General features: G+C 60.7%; 21 protein-coding genes. 12 read left to right on the plus strand and 9 right to left on the minus strand.

The window, feature by feature from the left end:
* Positions 1–145 precede the first annotated feature (145 nt).
* The 8 genes from GNX18_RS19530 to GNX18_RS01865 all read left to right on the plus strand — a co-directional run bounded on the left by GNX18_RS19530 (position 146) and on the right by GNX18_RS01865 (position 7445).
* Positions 146–310, plus strand: a complete 165-nt coding sequence (locus GNX18_RS19530) for a hypothetical protein (RefSeq protein WP_240914158.1) — start codon at positions 146–148, stop codon at positions 308–310.
* Positions 307–1500, plus strand: a complete 1194-nt coding sequence (locus GNX18_RS01835) for an L-cystine transporter (RefSeq protein WP_240914159.1) — start codon at positions 307–309, stop codon at positions 1498–1500. Before GNX18_RS19530 ends, GNX18_RS01835 begins: the two co-directional genes overlap by 4 nt.
* A gap of 166 nt (positions 1501–1666) precedes the next feature.
* Positions 1667–2248, plus strand: coding sequence for a glycine zipper 2TM domain-containing protein (locus tag GNX18_RS01840; RefSeq protein ID WP_166215091.1), 582 nt, complete (start codon positions 1667–1669; stop codon positions 2246–2248).
* A gap of 55 nt (positions 2249–2303) precedes the next feature.
* Complete coding sequence (locus GNX18_RS01845; RefSeq protein WP_138236446.1) at positions 2304–2705, plus strand: PepSY domain-containing protein; 402 nt, start codon at positions 2304–2306, stop codon at positions 2703–2705.
* Positions 2706–2764: 59 nt separating this feature from the next.
* Positions 2765–3439, plus strand: coding sequence for a response regulator transcription factor (locus GNX18_RS01850; protein ID WP_138236447.1), 675 nt, complete (start codon positions 2765–2767; stop codon positions 3437–3439).
* Between the two features lie 4 nt (positions 3440–3443).
* Positions 3444–4820, plus strand: coding sequence for an ATP-binding protein (locus GNX18_RS01855; protein WP_240914161.1), 1377 nt, complete (start codon positions 3444–3446; stop codon positions 4818–4820).
* 134 nt (positions 4821–4954) lie between these two features.
* Positions 4955–5794 (plus strand): polysaccharide deacetylase family protein, encoded by an 840-nt coding sequence (locus GNX18_RS01860; protein WP_166215093.1) that lies wholly within the window; start codon positions 4955–4957, stop codon positions 5792–5794.
* A gap of 61 nt (positions 5795–5855) precedes the next feature.
* Complete coding sequence (locus tag GNX18_RS01865; RefSeq protein WP_256367385.1) at positions 5856–7445, plus strand: dipeptidase; 1590 nt, start codon at positions 5856–5858, stop codon at positions 7443–7445.
* Positions 7446–7528: 83 nt separating this feature from the next.
* On the opposite strand, the gene GNX18_RS01870 is transcribed toward GNX18_RS01865, so the two are convergent.
* The 8 genes from GNX18_RS01870 to GNX18_RS01905 form a co-directional block, all read right to left on the minus strand.
* Positions 7529–9331 (minus strand): acyl-CoA dehydrogenase, encoded by a 1803-nt coding sequence (locus tag GNX18_RS01870; RefSeq protein ID WP_166215095.1) that lies wholly within the window; start codon positions 9329–9331, stop codon positions 7529–7531.
* 148 nt (positions 9332–9479) lie between these two features.
* Positions 9480–10601: an MJ1255/VC2487 family glycosyltransferase gene (locus GNX18_RS01875; RefSeq protein WP_166215097.1), complete on the minus strand. Its 1122-nt coding sequence runs from the start codon at positions 10599–10601 to the stop codon at positions 9480–9482.
* Between the two features lie 47 nt (positions 10602–10648).
* Complete coding sequence (locus GNX18_RS01880; RefSeq protein WP_138236452.1) at positions 10649–11176, minus strand: phosphatase PAP2 family protein; 528 nt, start codon at positions 11174–11176, stop codon at positions 10649–10651.
* A 199-nt stretch (positions 11177–11375) separates the two neighbouring features.
* Positions 11376–12443, minus strand: a complete 1068-nt coding sequence (locus GNX18_RS01885) for a trans-acting enoyl reductase family protein (RefSeq protein ID WP_166215099.1) — start codon at positions 12441–12443, stop codon at positions 11376–11378.
* 66 nt (positions 12444–12509) lie between these two features.
* Entirely contained in the window at positions 12510–12722 is a 213-nt protein-coding gene (locus GNX18_RS01890) for a DUF1653 domain-containing protein (RefSeq protein ID WP_205828036.1), read from the minus strand.
* 18 nt (positions 12723–12740) lie between these two features.
* Entirely contained in the window at positions 12741–13061 is a 321-nt protein-coding gene (locus tag GNX18_RS01895; RefSeq protein WP_138236455.1) for a DUF3301 domain-containing protein, read from the minus strand.
* A 96-nt stretch (positions 13062–13157) separates the two neighbouring features.
* The gene (locus tag GNX18_RS01900; protein WP_138236456.1) at positions 13158–13931 is read right to left on the minus strand and encodes a TSUP family transporter; all 774 of its coding nucleotides are present in this window, start codon (positions 13929–13931) and stop codon (positions 13158–13160) included.
* Positions 13932–14149: 218 nt separating this feature from the next.
* Positions 14150–14443 (minus strand): GIY-YIG nuclease family protein, encoded by a 294-nt coding sequence (locus GNX18_RS01905; RefSeq protein WP_166215101.1) that lies wholly within the window; start codon positions 14441–14443, stop codon positions 14150–14152.
* Positions 14444–14582: 139 nt separating this feature from the next.
* Here GNX18_RS01905 and GNX18_RS01910 point away from each other — a divergent pair, with 139 nt between their 5' ends.
* The 4 genes from GNX18_RS01910 to arsH are packed head-to-tail and all read left to right on the plus strand — an operon-like array spanning position 14583 to position 17153.
* Positions 14583–14915, plus strand: coding sequence for a metalloregulator ArsR/SmtB family transcription factor (locus tag GNX18_RS01910; RefSeq protein WP_166215103.1), 333 nt, complete (start codon positions 14583–14585; stop codon positions 14913–14915).
* A gap of 22 nt (positions 14916–14937) precedes the next feature.
* On the plus strand, positions 14938–15411 hold the full coding sequence (locus GNX18_RS01915; protein ID WP_166215105.1) for an arsenate reductase ArsC: 474 nt from the start codon (positions 14938–14940) through the stop codon (positions 15409–15411).
* Between the two features lie 2 nt (positions 15412–15413).
* Positions 15414–16433 carry an ACR3 family arsenite efflux transporter gene (arsB, locus tag GNX18_RS01920; protein ID WP_138236460.1) on the plus strand — a complete coding sequence of 340 codons (1020 nt, stop codon included), beginning with the start codon at positions 15414–15416 and terminating at the stop codon, positions 16431–16433.
* An 18-nt stretch (positions 16434–16451) separates the two neighbouring features.
* Entirely contained in the window at positions 16452–17153 is a 702-nt protein-coding gene (arsH, locus tag GNX18_RS01925; RefSeq protein WP_166220287.1) for an arsenical resistance protein ArsH, read from the plus strand.
* 3 nt (positions 17154–17156) lie between these two features.
* On the opposite strand, the gene GNX18_RS01930 is transcribed toward arsH, so the two are convergent.
* A complete protein-coding gene (locus GNX18_RS01930; protein ID WP_166215106.1) occupies positions 17157–18245 on the minus strand; it encodes a PA0069 family radical SAM protein in 1089 nt (362 codons plus the stop codon).
* Positions 18246–18328 lie beyond the last annotated feature (83 nt).

Consider the following 18328-nt stretch of genomic DNA (forward strand, 5'->3'; position numbering starts at 1 on the left):
GCACGGCAGGGTTTCTTGTGCCGCACTAAGCTGGAATTTCACTTCTAGCGCTATAACCAAAGTGTCTTTTTGGGGGAAAGGTGCCGGCTGTTAGGATGCGGACAGTTTTCTGGCGGCAAATTCTGAAAATCCGGACTCAAATCCAATGCAATTGAGTGCACTGCTTCTCCTCGCATTCTACTTTCTCCTGATGTGGCCTCTTGCGCGCTGGCACCGCAGCCGCCATTCGCTGGCGCCGGCGGTATTTGCCGGTCTGCTGCTGGGGGTGTTGTTTGGCGGTTTCATGCATCTGGCGGAAGGCTGGGGGTGAACCTGCCATTTGTGCTCGACTGGATCAGTCTGGTGGGCGAGGGCTATGTGAATCTGCTGCACCTGCTGGTGATGCCACTGGTGCTGGTGTGTATTCTCTCGGCGGTGGTCAGGGTCAGCCATACCAGCGATCTTGGCAAGATCAGCGTATCGGTACTGGCGGTACTGCTCGGTACCACGGCCGTCGCCGCGCTGGTCGGTGTGGTGATTGCCCACCTGTTCGGCCTGTCGGCGGAAGGGCTGGTGGAAGGCGCACGCGAAGCCGCGCGGGTCGAAGTACTGAACGAGCGCATTGGCCGCGTCAGCGATCTCAGCCTTCCGCAAATTCTCACCTCGTTTATCCCGCGCAATATTTTTGCGGACCTCGCCGGCCAGCGCGACACATCAGTGATTGCCGTAGTGATTTTCGCGGTACTGCTGGGGCTGGCGGCGCTGGCGGTGCGCCGCGAAAATCCCCAGCAGGGGGCAGCCATCGAGCAGTTTGTCACCATCGCCCAGGTCTGGGTCATGAAGCTGGTGCGCCTGATCATGGCGTTCACGCCCTATGGTGTGATGGCGTTGGTGACGGCGCTGGTGGCCAAATCCAGTTGGGCGGATATCTTCAATCTGTTCAGTTTTGTTGCTGCCTCGTTTGTCGCCATTGCCCTGATGTTTGTGGTGCACGCGCTACTGTTGCTGGTGAACGGCATCAGCCCGCTGCACTATTTCGCCAAGGTATGGCCGGTACTGGTGTTTGCCTTCAGTTCCCGCTCCAGTGCGGCGACCATTCCGCTGAATGTGGAAACCCAGATCGACGAGCTGAAAAACTCCCCGGCCATCGCCAACTTTTCCGCCTCCTTCGGCGCCACCATCGGCCAGAACGGCTGCGCCGGCATTTACCCGGCGATGCTCGCGGTGATGGTGGCGGTGCCCATGGGGATCAACGTGTTTGACCCTATGTGGCTGGCATCGCTGGTGGTGGTGATTGTAATCAGCTCCTTCGGTATTGCCGGCGTCGGCGGCGGTGCTACCTTTGCCGCATTGGTGGTACTGCCTACCATGGGGCTGCCGGTACAGATCGCCGCACTGCTGATTTCCGTCGAGCCGCTGATCGACATGGCGCGCACCGCGCTGAATGTGAATGGGGCGATGACCGCCGGCACCCTGACCCAGCGCTGGCTGGGAAATGGCGCAGAGGTTGCGCCGGCCTGAGCCGCGCTTTTCCCGGAGTGAAGGCTCCACAGTGGTCGAAAAGCTTCCCCGAGTTCAGGAAGGATTCAGCCTGCCCATCCTAAAGTGCTCCCATAGGCCAAGAGGTCAAAAGGTCAATGCCAGATGGGTAACCACCCACCCGGTTCGGTCTCAGGGAGCACGTCACATGGTCAATATCCACAATCTCTGCAAGCAGCTGGGCCTTGTCGGCCTCACCGCCTGTCTGGTGGGCCTCAGCGCTCATTCCGCCGCCGGCGATAGCGGTTACTATCCGCACGACGGCTACGATTACGCCACCGTCACCGCCGTCACGCCGGTCTACAACGACATTCAGGTGGTTGAGCCCCGCACCCAGTGCTGGGATCAAACCGTCACCTATCGCCAGCCTTCCCCTGCGGGCGCCATTATTGGCGGCCTGATCGGTGCCGCGGTCGGGCGTGATGCGGCGCGGGGTTACCGCCATGGCTGGGGACGTCACAGCCACTACCACCGCGGCAATAAAGGCGCGGGGATGGTAGCCGGCGCCGCGGTGGGCGCGGTGGTCGGCAATGCCATCAACAGCCACAATGCGCCGGTGCAGTACGGTACCGAGCAGCGCTGCCAGGTGGTGGAACAGGTCAACACCCGCCGCGAGCTGGTGGGGTACGACGTCAACTACCAATACAACGGCCAGACATATCTGATTCGCACCAACCAGCATCCTGGGGATAGAATCCGGGTTCGTGTAGATGTGACGCCGGTGTTGTGATGGATGCTGACCGGCGTTCACACGTCATTGCTTTCGGAATAACAGGAGCTGCATTGTGAAACTTCCCGCTACCCCCAGAGCCTCAAAGGTAAAAGCGGCGATGCTATTGGTGACCGGCCTGCTGGCGGCGCTACTGGCCGCGCCGTTGTACGCCGGGCCGTCCGTTGGTGGTGTGCAGGTTGGCGGACACCCGGGGGAGCGCAATCCGCTGCCGCGGGTGCAGATGGAGCGCCACGCTGGCAAAGTACAGCCGTTGGCCAGTATTCGCATGCAGAACAAAGGCATCTCCCGCGACCAGGCGGCCTCCCTGGTGAAGCGCCGCTACGGCGGCAAGATCCTGGCGATCAGCGAAGTGCAGCGCAACGGTCGCACCATGTATCGGGTTAAGGGGCTTTCCGACAAAAGTCAGGTCTATGTGGTGTACGTGGATAAAGAGACCGGACAGATTTCGGGCTAATGCCGCTCGGACTCACACTCCGCACTCACGCTCCACACAATAGCAACAGAGGAATTTTTATGCGCGCACTGCTGGTGGAAGATGAATTCGCCCTGCGGGAGCAGCTGGCCGCTTCCCTGCGCAAGGCCGGTTACACCGTGGACGAAGCACCGGACGGCGAAGAGGCTCTGTACCTGGGGCGTGAATACCCCTACGACGTGGCCGTCATGGACCTCGGCCTGCCTAAAATCGACGGCATTGCCGTGATCGAGACCCTGCGCAAGGAGTCCCGTCATTTTCCCATCCTGATCCTCACCGCCCGCGGCCACTGGCAGGAGCGGGTGCGAGGTCTGGAAGCGGGCGGCGATGACTATCTCACCAAGCCGTTTCACACCGAGGAGCTGCTGGCGCGCCTCAACGCTTTGGTGCGCCGCTCCGCGGGATTCTCCTCCCCAACCATCAACGCAGGCCCCATTGAACTCGACACCAGCGCCCAGCGGGTAAAGGTCTCCGGCAGTGAGCTGGAACTTACCTCGTTCGAGTACAAGGTGCTCGAGTACCTGATGCTGCACCCGGACGAAGTGGTGTCGAAAACCACGCTCACCGAGCACATCTACGAGCAGGACTGCGACCGTGACAGTAACGTGATCGAGGTCTTCATCGGCCGCCTGCGCAAAAAACTCGACGCTGCCGGCGGGGTGAAACCCATCGAAACCCTGCGCGGGCGCGGTTACCGCTTTTCCGCTGTGAGCTGATGCGTTGCTGACCCGCTGGCTGCACTCTCTCTCTGGCCGTCTCTCGCTGATGGCCACGCTGGTACTGCTGGTGTTTCTGGTGGTGCTCTCCGGCGTGCTTGAGCGTGCCTACCGCACCTCACTGGACGAGGCCAAGGTGCGCGAGCTGCAAGCTTATATCTACACCCTGCTAGTAGTCGCGGAGCCCGACGGCGACAGTCTGCACCTGCCGTTCAACCTGCCCGAACAGCGCTTCAACCAGCCGGATTCCGGCCTGATCGGCGCGGTGATGGACTCCCGCGGCCGGGTGATCTGGCGCTCCCAGTCCGCGCTCAGCCTGCCCAACTTCTCCACCATGCCGCTGCCATTGCCTCTGCGCCAGGGGCAGCAGGCGTTTGCCGAGCTGCAGTTGCCGGGGCTCGACACCCGCTTCAGCAGTTTCCGCCAGGGCATTGCCTGGGGGCTCGACAGTGAGCTGCAGTTCACTTTTGTGATTCTGGAGGACGCGGCGCCGCTGCACGCCCAGGTGCAACAGTTCAGCGATACCCTGTGGCGCTGGCTCGGTATCGGCGCACTGGCGCTGATCGCGGTGCAGCTGTTGGTGCTGCGCTGGGGGCTGGCGCCGCTGCGGCGCGTGGCACACGCACTGAAAGACATGCAGCAGGGGGGCAGTGATACCCTGCAGGGCAACTTCCCGCGGGAACTGGTGCCACTTACCGACAACCTCAACCTGCTGATTGAGAACGAGCGCCGCCAACGGGAGAAAACCCGTCACACCCTCGGCGATCTCGCCCACAGCCTGAAAACGCCGCTGGCAGTCCTGAAAGGTATGGATCTGGCTGCCGATCCGCAATCCGCACAGATTGCGCTGGCAGAGCAGGTGCAGCGCATGGACAGCATCATCAGCTACCAGCTGAAGCGCGCCGTCGCCAGCTCGCCCAAGTCCATCCTGCGCGGGGTGGCGGTAAAGCCGCTTGCAGAAAAAATTCTCACCGCTCTCGACAAGGTCTACCGCACAAAGCACGTGGACGCAGAACTGCTGTGCGACGACTCGGTGCTGTTCTACGGCGACGAGGGCGACCTGATGGAGATGCTCGGCAATCTGCTGGACAACGGCTACAAATACGGCGGTGGAAAATTGCTGGCGAAAATCGCCAACACGGATGATCAGCGCGGGCTGGAAATCGTGGTGGCGGACAATGGTCCCGGGCTTACGGACGTCCAATGGCAACAGGTAATCCAGCGCGGCGTGCGTGCCGACCAGCAACAGCAGGGGCAGGGCATCGGACTTGCGGTAGTGGTGGATATTGTGGAGAGTTACCACGGCAGGATTGCCATAATGCCCGCACAGGAACGCGGTGATGTGGACCTCGGGGGACTCACCCTGCGGGTTACGCTGTAACGAATAGAACCAAACAGGCATCTCTCTACCTCGTCATTCCCGCGCATGCGGGAATCCAGAGGCTGGACCCCGCGCTCGTGGGGGTGACGCGAATGGCATTTCTGAGATAACTCAAAAAATAAAAAGGATGTTTTATGTTTTTACAACCATTCAGGAAATTCTCCAAAAGCGCGCTGCCGGCACTGGCCGTGATGCTGGCAGCCGTCGCCACCACACCCTCCGCCGCAGAAACCAAATCCCCCTGGCCGGGCGGCGCGGAAGTGGCGGTGGTGCTCACCTACGACGACGCACTGGACTCCCATCTGGATGTCGCCATCCCCCAGCTGAACGAACACAAACTGCCCGGCACGTTTTATTTAAGCGGCGCTCGCCCATCCATCCGCATGCGCCTGCACGAATGGCGCCGCGCCGCCCAGCGCGGGCATGAACTGGGCAATCACATGCTCTACCACCCGTGCCGCAAGTCCCTCTCCAACCGCAGCTGGGTAAAACCCTGGCAGGACCTGGATAACTACACCCTGGAACAGTTCGTGGACGAGGTGCTGGCCACCAACAGCATGCTCGAAGCCATCGACGGCAGGAAACAGCGCACCTTCGCCTATCCCTGTGGCGACATGACCGCCGGTGGTGAAGATGTGATCCCCGAATTGAAAAAGCTTGTACCCGCAGCGCGGCTGTTCTCCGACGATGGCCAGCACAAAATCAGTGACCGCGATTTTTACCGCATAGCGTCCTTCGACGGCGCGGAAAAAAATGCGGAAGAACTGATTGCCGTGGTGGAAGCCGCGCGGGAAAACCACAGTCTGGTGGGCTTTATGTTCCACGGCGTGGGCGGCGACTACATCACCGTATCGTCCGAGGCACACAAGGCGCTGGTGGAACACTTGGCGGCACACCCGGAGCGCTACTGGGTGGCCACCATGGAGGAGGCGGTTGCACACCTGAAGCGGGAGCAGGTGCGGCAGTCGTTGTAAGGTTGCAGGGTACAGCCTTCTCTGCGTTCGGGTTCTGTCTTTCGGTAGGTCGCAGCGGCCGATCGCCGCACCGCGTTGTGCAGGATCTGGCAGCGCTCGGGAGGTACAATGCGCCTTTTCCCGACTCCTGGAGTACCCTGTGAAATTCCGATCCAAAGTTGCGCGGATTACAGCTCCGCTGTTGCTCAGTCCGCTGGTTGCGGTGGCGAATGTTTCGCCGGAAGCGCAGAACACCGCAGACTATGCGGTAAAGCGCTACGAGACGGCGATGACCGATACCCTCGCCGAACTGGTGAAATTCAAGACCGTGGCGCGGGAAGACCTGCCGCTGGAAAAGAACCCCGAATTTACCGGTTTCAAAAGCACCTTGTGCGGTACCGCCAGGGACCTGGGGCTTGAGTGCGAGGACCACGGCTACGTGGTGATCGTGGCGCTGGGCCAGGGTGAGGAGAAAATCGGTATCGTCACCCACGGCGATGTGCAGCCGGCCAACCCGGCCAAGTGGAAGAAAAGCCCGTTTGAGCTGGATCGCACCAGCGAGCCCGGCAAGCTGATCGCCCGCGGCAGCGAGGACGACAAGGGCCCTATTGCCACCGCCCTCTTTGCGATGAAAGCGATCAAGGACAAGGGCGTGCCGATGCATCGGCGCGTGGAGCTGATTGTCTACCTGGGTGAGGAATCCGACTGGGGTCCGCTGGAGGCCTTCCTGAAAGATTACGATATGCCCGCCTACAACATCACCATCGATGCCAATTACCCGGTGGTGACCGCGGAGAAGGGTTGGAGTGAAGTGCGCACTACCTTTGCCGACACCCCGGTGGCGGACAACAACAAACCCTACCTGAGCGATTTCCACGGTGGCTATTTCCGCAGCCAGGTACCGGACGAGGCCCATGCCCGTATCGTCAACCCGACCGCGGAATTGGAGAAGGCGATCCGCGCGCGCGCAGCGGCACATCCGCAGGTGAAGTTCGAGTTCGCGCAAAACGACGGCGTGCTGCAAATCACCGCCCGCGGTGTGGCGACTCACAGTTCCGAGCCGGAACACGGCATCAATGCCATTGCTTTCCTGGCGGATGCGCTGGGTAGCTACGATTGGCCGGCCAATGCCGCCGGCGCCATGGTGCGCTATATCAACGACCTGATCGGCACCGGTATTGTCGCCGAGCAGTTCGGCGATATTGCCTACCGCGATGACTTTATGGGACCGATGACCGGTGCCCTGACCATGGTGAAGGCGGATGACAAAGGGCTGACCAGCCACTTGAACCTGCGCCGTCCCACCGGTAAGAGCGCAGAACTCCTGGACAAGCAGATCCGCAGTGCCCTCGATAACTGGCAGAAACAGACCGGAATCCGGATGGCGGAAGTGGGTGTGCATCTCGGTGAACCCTACCGCGCGGACGATGCGCCGCAGGTGGAACCGCTATTGAAGGTGTTCCGTCATTTCACCGGTATCAAAGATGCGGGCCCGGTATCGATTGGCGGTTCCACCAATGCCAAGCTGCTGCCGAATGCGGTCAGCTTTGGCCCGTCGATGCCGGGCAAAGCCTACACCGGCCACTCTGAGCACGAGTTTATCACCGTGGATCAGCTGCGCCTGAACCTGAAAATGTATACGGCGATGATGATCGAAATCGCTAATCTGTAGGTCTTCGCCAGAGTGTTTCCATCAATAAAAAAGGGACTGAAATTTCAGTCCCTTTTTTAATGGCTTTTTTTGCGGAGGCTGGCTCAGAACCAGTCCCGCTGCATCTCAAACGGCACGCGGTTGCCGGCTTCCAGCAGTGTCAGCTGCGGTTCTATCTCCGGTAATTCCCATTCGATATAGAAGCGCGCGGCCTGCAGCTTTCCGCGGTAGAAATTCTCTTCGTCCTCACTGAGGTCTGTGTTCAGTCGGCGCGATGCGATCAGCGCCTGGCGCAGCCAGATCCAGCTCACCACCACGCGGCCGAAGGCGTCGAGATAGAGTGCGGCGTTGGCGAGCCCCAGGTCGGCGTCCGCTGCCATCTGTCCCAGTAAACTTTCGGTTGTGCCGCTGAGCCGGGCGAGGCCGTCGCCGAGACGTTGCGCCAGTGCGTTCAGTTCGTCACTGTCGCCACAGGCGGCGAGGGTTTTGCCGATTTCTCCAGCGAGAAGTTGGTAACCGGCCAATCCTTTTGCGGGCACTTTGCGCCCCAGCAGGTCCATGGCCTGAATACCCTCGGTGCCCTCATGAATCGGGTTCAGGCGGTTGTCGCGGTAGAGCTGTTCGAGGGGGTATTCGCGAATATAGCCAGAGCCGCCGAGTACCTGAATCGCCAGGTCATTGGCTTTCAGGCAGTATTTCGACGGCCAGGATTTGACGATGGGGGTGAGCAGGTCCAGCAGTTCCGCGGCCTGCTGCCGCTCATTTTCGGTTTCCGCGCTGTGGGCATCTTCGAACAGTGAAGACGCGTAGAGGCAGAGAGCGAGGCCGCCTTCCACATAGCTTTTCTGCATCAGCAACATGCGCCGCACATCCGCATGCTGGATGATGGGGACCTGTTTCGACTGCGGATCGCGGTTGGAAGGCAGGCGCCCCTGCGGGCGCTCTTTTGCGTACTGCAAGGCGTGCTGGTAACCGCGGTAGCCGAGCACTGCCGCACCGGTGCCGACGCCGATGCGGGCTTCGTTCATCAGCTGGAACATGTAGCTGAGGCCCTTGTGCGGTTCTCCCACCAGGTATCCGACGGCGCCGCTGCTTTCGCCGAAGCTCAGCACGGTGGACGTAGTGTTGCGGTACCCCATCTTGTGCAGCAGGCCGGCGAGCTGCACATCGTTGCGGATCGGTGCTGCGCCGTCGGTCGCTGGAATAAATTTTGGCACCAGAAACAGGGAAATGCCTTTGACCCCGGGCGGCGCGTCCTTGATGCGTGCCAATACCATGTGCACGATATTTTCGGTGATGGACTGGTCGCCGCCGGAGATAAACATTTTCTGTCCGCGCAGGCGGTAGCTGCCATCTTCCGCTGGCGTGGCGGTGGTGCGAATGTCCGCGAGCGCCGAGCCCTGGTCCGGTTCGGTCAGTGCCATGGTGCCGGCGTAGCGGCCGTCCATCATTGGCGGCAGGTAGGTATTTTTGAGGTCTTCGCTGGCAAAACTGCGCACCAGGTTTGCCGCGCCCAGGGTGAGAAACGGGTAGGCGGCGGTGCCCACATTGGCGGCGTTGATGTAGGCCATGGCGGAGCGGAGGATGACTTCCGGCAGTTGCATGCCGCCCTCGTCGAAATCGTAGTGGGCGGCGAGGAAACCGGCCTCGGCGAACGCGTGCCAGGCTTTGTGGGTTTCTTCGATCAGGGTGACGGTTTCACCGTCGAACGTGGGTTCGCAAGCGTCGCCCTTGGTGTAGTGGTCGGCGAAGTATTTTTCCGCGATGGTTCTGGCGGTGTCGAGGGTCGCGTTGAACACCTCCCGGGAATGCTCGGCGTAGCGGGGGCGCTGCAGCAGTGCCTCGGTATCGAGAAATTCGTACAGCAGGAACTCGATATCCCGGTCTTTCAGATACTGCTCGCTCATAACCACTCCGCTTCTGGTGTTATAGGAAGCGGATCAGGGTAGGCAGTGGGAAGAGAGCGGGCAATGACATTTCAGGTAATGGTCACTGATCTATTGGAAATCAGTGACCATCCCTGAAAAGCCAGTCTGAAATGGAGTGCGGCGCTTGTCAGGTACCTTCGCTGCCCTTGATTCCGTCGATGTCCTGCACCGGTGGCGCGGGTCGGGTTTCCGGGGTGGTTTTCCTGCGGGTACCGGTGCGGTCGGGCGCCACCCCCGCCCACAGACGGGAGGACAGCTGTTGCGGGCTTTCACTGCGGCCATCGGCAATCCACTGCACCAGAGTGGCCGCCACGTCCGGCCAGTCGATGTGCACACCGCGCGGCTGGCCCTGCAGCCACTTGCCGATGGTGACCGCATCCATCTGATCCACCACGGTTGCCAGCTGCAGTTTTTGCAGGGCCATAGCATTAGCCTCCTGCTCGAACTGCCCTTTGAGCGGGCGGGAGAGGATCGGCTTGCCGAGTGTGAGAGTTTCCGCAATCAGCTCGAAGCCTGAGTTGCAGATCACCGCGCGGGAAGTGGCCACGTCACGGCGGAAGCCCTCCACGGAGGGTGCTTTCAACACGATATTGTCCGCCGCCGGCAGCGCTGTCGGCAGGCCGTAGACGATAAAGGAATGGGGCAGTTGCGCCAGCTGGTGCAATAGCGGTTCCGCATGCTCGAACGGCAGGTATACCAGCACGTGATCCAGTTGTTCCAACCCGCTCTGCCCGTGCGGTTCGGCGATTGGCGGCAGAATCGGGTGGCCGAAGTGGTGCCAGTGCATGCCGAGACTCATCTGCACCGGGGCGAACATTTTCATGATGGCGCGGGCCGTCCAGCCAAAGCGCGGGGTGGGGATCGCGAAGTTGAACGCGTACTGGTGGCCGAGGCCCAGGCTCGGATGTTTACGTTTTTTCGCAGCCCAGGCGGTGACCGGTTCGAAATCGCTGATCACCAGGTCGAAGTCCTGCACCGGTAGTTCGCGGATATCTTTCAGCAGGCGGCTGACATTCAATTGTCTGGCGGTGGCGATCTGGTTGATCTTTCCCTCTTGGTGCACAAAGGTGAGTCCCTCTCGCCACCAATACTCGCCGAACGCTTCCATGGCAAACAGCTTCTCCGGCGGGCGACCGCTGAACAGCCACTGGACGCTCACATCCGGGAACTGGCGGAAGGCCTCTGCCATGGCGCGCGCGCGAGTGATGTGGCCGTTGCCGGTGCCCTGAACGCCGTAGAGTATTTTCAAGGTGCTTCTCCGTTTGAGCAGGGGGAAGGAAATGTTCCGTTGGCCGCTTACAGCAGCGCGCCGCTGACCGCAAAGCCCACGCAGGTGCCGAGCAACGCGCCGGCGCACACGTCGGTGGGGAAGTGCACGCCGAGCCCCACCCGTGAGGTACCCACACCCGCCGCCCAGAAGTAACCCAGCGCCCACAGCGGGTTCAGGCACTGGCTGAGCATGGTCACAAACAGGAAGGCGCCAGAGGTGTGGCCGGACGGCAGACTGAAACGGTCATTGGCGATGATGATGGAGCGCAGCCCCGGAATGGTTTCCGGCGGGCGGTTGCGCTTGGTGGTGTTCTTGATGGTCCAGTAGAGCGAGCGCTCAATGGCGAAGGCGGCGCCGCAGGTGTAGAGAAACTGCAGTGCCATCACCGTGTCGATCAGCAGAATGGCCAGCGGCGACAGCAGATACAGCCAGCCATCGGCAGACCGGGACAGCAGCAGGTAATTCCTGCGCGATGTCGGTCGCGTCGCTCGCTGCGCCATGCGCAGAACCAGGGAGACATCGACCGTTTTCAGTGTGATAGGTAGGCTTCGCATGGGGTAAAAGTACGAAGCCAATATTGCGCGGACTTGACCGAAATATGTCAGATCCGTGAAATCTGCTCGGGATGGCGGGTATTAATTCGGGTGTTTCGTAAGGACTTGTAGGAGCCTGCCTTGCAGGCGAAGGTTCAGGCTCCGTAGCTTTTCGCCTGCGAGGCAGGCTCCTACAGGGTGTGGGTCGTCGGCGGGTAAATCAGTCGATCCCGATCTTGATGGCGCCGGAGCCCGGCAGTTTTTCCACCAGCTGGTGACCGCAGAGTTTCGAGGGCGTGAAGTAACCGCCTTTCCCCTCGTAATCCAACAGAAACTCCATTACTGCCAGCGAGCCGTGCACGGTCACATCGTAGCCATTGGCAGTGACCACGCGACCCACGCGGCGCTCGCCGCGGCGGTCGTTGCGCACCTCGCCCCACACCCAGGTTTTCTGCTCGGCGCGCTGATTCTCGGTTGGCCCCTGCACGTTCTTGTCTACCTTGCTTTTTAGCCACTTCTGTACCCACTGCATGCGCAGCAGCCAGCGGAATCTGTTGAGTCGCTGCATCTTCTTCGCGCGCCGCGGGCTCATGGGGACGTACACCTCGATATTCGGAATCTCGGTGGAGTAGTAGGCCGTGGCCACATCGCCCCAGGGAATGGCAACGGCAAACTTTTCGCCGCGGCCAAAGTTGATTGTGCGGGTCAGCCCGCCGTGGGGTATTACTTCGATCTTGCCGTTGCGGCGCACCGCACCGCCCACACCCAGGCTCTCGATGGAGGTTTTGGCCGTACCCGGGCTCAGGCCGGAATCGGAATCGAACCCCAGGGTCAGGTGAGTGGCACTGGTCATGGCCTTGCGCAACGCCGCCGCCAGGCAGTCGGTGGGGATTACATCGAAGCCGGTGCCGGGGCACAGCACCACGCCTGCGGCCTTTGCCTCGGCATCCATTGCGTGCGCCTGCTGGTATACCGCCATCTCGCCGGTGATGTCCTGATAGTGGGTACCGCTTTTGATGCACGCGCGCATCATCGGCTCGGCGGTGGCGGAGAAGGGGCCGGCGCAGTGGATGACCACCGCCACATCCTTCAGGGTTCGCGCCAGTACCTCTTCATCGTCGAGACCGACGGCAATGGCGGATAGCCCCAGTTCGTTGGCCAGCGGTTGCAGCTTGACGGCGCTGCGGCCCGACAGAATGGGTTTCAGGCCCCTGGCCACCGCCTTGCGGGCAATCAGCTCGCCGGTATAGCCGTACGCTCCGTAAATCAGGATCTGCTTATTGTTCACCTGTTGTCCTTATTGTGTGGTCGCGGGACCGTGTTTGTTCTGAGGTGGAATGGGCTGTGGGGGCGGTCAGTCGAGCGCTTTCTCCAGCGCAAAGCGCGGAATGCTCGTACCGTTTTTTTCAATAGTTTCCGAAAACATTGCCAGCGGGCGCGCCCACACGCCGAACTCATCATACAGAGCGCGGTAAATGGCCAATTGTTCCCCGGTTTCACTGTGGGTGGCGATTTCCATCAAGTGGTAGAGATTGCCTTTGTAGTGACGGTAGATGCCTTTTTGCATGGGAGTCCTCAGGGGATTTCACGCGAGGTGGAAGGGCGATAGCTGAATCTGGTTGACCCGTTGCCCGTGCAGCACGGCGATACCGCTGTAGCGGCGTTCGCCGGTGGAGGTGAATTCGAATTCATACTGGCGCAGCAGCCGGACCTGGCCGGTTTTATCGCGCTTCAGGCGCGTGCGTACCAGCATTACGGTGTCGTCCAGCAACTGGACACCTGACTCGGCGCAGTGCGCCTTGACGATACGACGCACCCGGTCTTTGGCGGCCATGCCGGCCCAGAAATACCAGGCTGCCAGGATCAGCAGGAACAGCCAGAACAAGTCGCCCAGTGAGTAGTACATAAAGATTCAGAATGTTTGCGTTCGTGCGCGCAAGAATACCACCAGAAAAAGGACTGTGCCTGAGGCGATTCTCACGTTCCGAATGCGGTTCGGCCACTAGGCAAGCTGCAGCAGCCCCAGGTGTTGGGCAATCTGGCTCAATGACATCAGCACACACATGGCGATGACCAGCGGGCGGATCAGCCGGGTGCCGCCCGCCAGCATGGTGTGACTGCCGATAATGGCTCCGATCATCTGGCCCGCCATCATGGTTGCGCCGATGGTCCAGATCACCTTGCCACCGGCGGCAAACAGTGCAACAGAGACCACATTGGTGGTGAGGTTGAACAGCTTGGCGCGGATGGTGGCTGCGAGCAGAGTCTGGCCGCGAAAGGCGACACCGGTGGCGGCAAAGAAGGTACCGGTGCCGGGCCCGAAGGCACCGTCGTAAAATCCCACCGCTGGGGCACAGGTGAGTGCCCACTGGGTTTCACTCTGGCGGGGATGGCTTTCATTGCTGCCCATGTTTGGTGTCAGCCATACATAAAGCGCCACGCAAAGCAGCAGAACCGGAATTACCCAGCTTAACCAGCTCGTATCGACACGTTGGATCAGCCAGGTGCCCAGCGCTGCACCGAGTGCTGCGGTGACAACCGGCAGCAGCAGCGCGCGCTCGCGCAGGTGACCCTTGGCGAACAACGTGGTGGTGGCTGTCAGGGTGCCAATCACCGCCTGGCTTTTGTTGGTGGCGAGTGCGGTGACCGGCGGCACGCCGGCGAGCAGCAGTGCCGGCAGGGTCAGCAATCCGCCCCCGCCCGCGAGGGTATCCACCCAGCCCGCGAACATGGCAACGGCAAACAACACCAGAAGCAGGGTGAGGGTGAGTTCCATGGGATTCCTTAGTCGAGGTATTGCGGTGGCGCGCATTGTATCAGCGGAAGCCCGGTGATCACCCCGCTGAATTTATTATTTTCCCCTGGTTCGGTCAGATAGGGCGGCTCCCGGTTTTATGTCGGAATCCCGCGGCGGCGCTGGCATTTGGTGATGCGATCATTGGTTTTGCGCTGCCGCGCCGGGCTCGCCATCGGGCGTTCCCTCCGCGAACCCGCTTACGCCGATTCGGGAGCAGGTGGCGCAGGGGGAAGCGCAATGTAGCCTGCAATCAACGCTTCCTTGCGCGCCTTGGGCCATTTCTTGATCTGTAATTCCAGCTTCAGCGCCTGCGACTTGTCCGCCACCGCCTGCTGAAATTCCAGCGTCAGTGGGCCGCGCCCGCGCAGTGCTTTGGCGGCCTTGGGACCGCCGTTGCTGTGCTCCCCAAAGCGGCGCGCCACGTCCCGGGTGATGCCGGTATACAGGCTGCCGGCGCGGGTGCGGATCAGATAAACAAACCAGTCAGACACTTTCTACCACTCGTGGAGTAATCGCTGTGACGGCGCATTGTATCAGCCCGCGGTTGCTTATTGTGTCTCGGTAAATTTACATATTCGAATATCCATATATAATGCCCGCAACCTGGCACCACCATTGTGAGGAACTGTGATGACTCCGGTGCAATTGTTCAAATGTCTGGCGGACGAGACCCGTCTGCGGCTGGTACTGCTGATGCAAGCGGAGGGGGAGCTGTGCGTGTGCGAACTGATGGCGGCGCTGGGGGAATCCCAGCCGAAAATCTCCCGGCATCTGGCGCAACTGCGCAACTGCGGCCTGCTGCAGGACACCCGTCGCGGCCAGTGGGTTTACTACAACATTCACCCGTCGCTGCCGGGCTGGGCGAGCAGCGTAATCGATACCGCGACCACTGCTGAAGCCGGTCGCTTATCGGCACTGCGGAGCAGCCTCAAGGCCATGGCCGATCGCCCCGTTTGTTGCTGAACAATCCCAAGGAAATGGATCAATGAACATTCTGTATATCTGCACCCACAATCGCTGCCGCAGCATCCTGAGTGAAGCGATCACCAATCATCTCGCGCAGGGGCGCATTAAGGCCTGCAGTGCCGGCAGCCAGCCCAGTGGCGAAGTGCACCCACTGTCGATCCGCTATCTCAGGGAGAAAGGCATAGATACCGCGGGGCTCGAGAGCAAATCCTGGGACGCCTTCGAACAGAATCAGCCGGATGTGGTGGTCACCGTGTGTGACAGTGCCGCCAATGAAAGCTGCCCGGTGTGGTTTGGCGATACCCTCAAGGTGCACTGGGGGCTGCCGGACCCCTCGAAACTGGAGGGCAGCGAAGAAGATATTCGCGAGGCGTTCTACCGTGTGATGGAAACCATTGAGCACCGCGTGCAGGGCCTGTTGTCCCTGCAGGAGAAGAACCTGTCGCGCGAAGAGTTGCGAAATGCACTTGTCAGCATCGCCGAGGTCAACTGATCGTGGGTCTGTTTGAACGGTATCTCTCGGTCTGGGTGGCACTGTGTATCGTCGCGGGCGTTTTGCTCGGCACCCAATTTCCCGCACTCTTCCACTGGTTCGCCGCGCTGGAAGTGGCCCGCGTAAATATTCCGGTAGCGATCTTCATCTGGTTGATGATCTACCCGATGATGGTGCAGGTGGACTTCAGTTCCATTCGCGATATCGGCAAAAAACCCAAAGGGCTGTTGCTCACGCTGGTGATGAACTGGCTGATCAAACCCTTCACCATGGCGGCCCTGGGTTGGTTGTTTTTCCGGGTGATTTTCGCCGACCTGGTGGACCCGCAGACGGCAACGGAATACATCGCCGGTATGATCCTGCTCGGCGTGGCGCCCTGTACCGCGATGGTGTTTGTGTGGAGCCAGCTGACCCGCGGCGATGCCAATTACACCCTGGTGCAGGTGTCGGTGAACGACGTCATCATGATTTTTGCCTTCGCCCCCCTGGCCGCATTTCTGCTTGGGGTCAGCGATGTGACCGTGCCCTGGGATACCCTGCTGCTGTCGGTCGTGCTGTATGTGGTGATCCCGCTGATTGCCGGCATCCTGACCCGCCGCGCACTGGATTCTCGAGCGGATCACTCGCGTCTGAACCATTTCCTCGAAACTGTAAAACCGATTTCCATTGCCGGCCTGCTGGCGACCGTGGTGCTGCTGTTCGGCTTCCAGGCGGAGACCATTCTCTCCCAACCGCTGGCCATTGTGCTGATCGCGATTCCACTGCTGATCCAGACCTACGGGATTTTTGCGATCTCCTACGGCGCGGCACGCGCCATGAAACTGCCGCACAATATCGCCGCACCGGGCTGCATGATCGCCACCTCCAATTTTTTCGAACTGGCGGTGGCGGTGGCCATCTCCCTGTTCGGCCTCAATTCCGGTGCCGCACTGGCAACCGTGGTGGGGGTGCTGGTGGAAGTACCGGTTATGTTGAGCCTGGTGGCCTTTGCCAATCGAACCCGCCACTACTTTGAGGAGTGAGTTGTGCCCCTGAACGATATGCCGAACATTGACGCCGACTGTCTGCAACCGATCGACGAGACGAAGCTGTTTTCTGTTGAGCGCTCACCGGCGCCCGTGAAAATCCTGTTGCTTTACGGCTCTCTGCGGCCGCGCTCTTTCAGCCGCCTGGCCACGGAAGAGGCCGCGCGTATTCTGGAATTCTTTGGTGCGGAAACCCGCACCTTCAACCCCTCCGGATTGCCGCTGCCAGACGATGCGGAGGAAGACCATCCGAAGGTTCAGGAGCTGCGCGCGCTGGCACAGTGGTGCGATGGCATGGTGTGGTGCAGCCCGGAGCGCCACGGCGCCATGACCGGCATTATGAAAGCGCAGATCGACTGGATCCCGCTGGCGATGCAGAGTATCCGTCCCACCCAGGGCAAGACCCTGGCAGTGATGCAGGTCAGTGGTGGTTCGCAATCGTTCAACGCCGTAAACCAGATGCGGGTGTTGGGACGCTGGATGCGGATGGTCACCATTCCTAACCAGTCGTCTATTCCCAAGGCGTGGTTGGAGTTTGACGACAACGACCGTATGAAGCCGTCATCCCTGTACGACCGCGTGGTGGATGTGATGGAGGAGCTGGTGAAGTTCACCCTGTTGCTGCGGGATCGCTCGGACTATCTGGTAGACCGTTACTCCGAGCGCAAGGAAAGTGCCGAGGAATTCCGCAAGCGGATAGACCAGCGCTCGATGTGAACCCTAGAACAGACTCTGCTGATCTCCGGCGCGCGGCGGCAGGGTAAAGCGGCTGGAGTCCAGTGCCAGTTTCCTTTCATTCAGGCCCAGCTTGCGGCAGTGCACCTTGAAACGTTGTCGCAGTAGTTGGGCGAATACGCCGGTGCCGCGCTGGCGCTCGCCAAATTCGCTTTGGTTGTCTTTTCCCCCGCGGCTTTGCTGCACCAGACTCATGACATGCGCGGCTCGCTGCGGATAGTGCTCCGCCAGCCATTGCCTGAACAGCGGCGCCACTTCAAACGGCAGCCGCAGCAGAATGTAGGCGGCCTGGATGGCGCCGGCTTCGCTGGCGCTGGTCAAGATATTTTCCAGCTCCGAATCGTTGAGCGCCGGGATCATCGGCGCTGCCATCACTGCGGTGGGAACCCCTGCGCCGCTCAGTGCCTCGATGGTGCGCAGGCGCGCGGCCGGCCCCGCGGTGCGCGGTTCCAGTCTGCGTTTCAGGTCGTTATCCAGCGTGGTTACACTGATGGCTACATGCACCAGGTTGTCCCGGGCCATCTCTGCCAGGATCGGCAGGTCGCGCACAATCAATTGGCTCTTGGTGACGATGGTCAGAGGATGGCGGTGGCGCTGCAGGGTTTCCAGTATCTGGCGGGTGATCTGCTTGTCTTTTTCCAGCGGCTGGTAGGGGTCGGTATTGGTGCCCATGGCGATGGGACTGCACTGGTAGCCCTTCTTGCGCAGCGCCTGTTCCAGTAGCTCTGCCGCATTGGGTTTGTAAAACAACCGTGTCTCGAAATCGAGCCCCGGCGATAGGTCCATATAGGCGTGGGCGGGGCGGGCGTAGCAGTATACGCAACCATGCTCACAACCCCGGTACGCATTAATCGACTGGGTGAAAGGAATATCCGGGGAGCTGTTGGTGGCGATAATGGATTTCGCCTTTTCCTCTATGGCCACGGTTTCAATCCGCTCAAGCGGTTCCAGCTCCAGCGCCCAGCCATCGCTCTCGCGGCTGCTGACCTGGTCCACAAAGCGCCCGGCCAGATTGCTGACGGCGCCGCGGCCCTTGTGCAAGCGGGTGGGGTTGCTGGGGGAGTCGTTGGCCACGCTGATGCTCTTCTGGGTACTGTATGTGTATACAGTTTATTGCCGCGTGCCGGACGGTGCAACCGGCGCGGACAACACTTACA

The organism is Microbulbifer sp. SH-1, from assembly GCF_011326135.1.
Classification (GTDB): Bacteria; Pseudomonadota; Gammaproteobacteria; order Pseudomonadales; family Cellvibrionaceae; genus Microbulbifer; species Microbulbifer harenosus.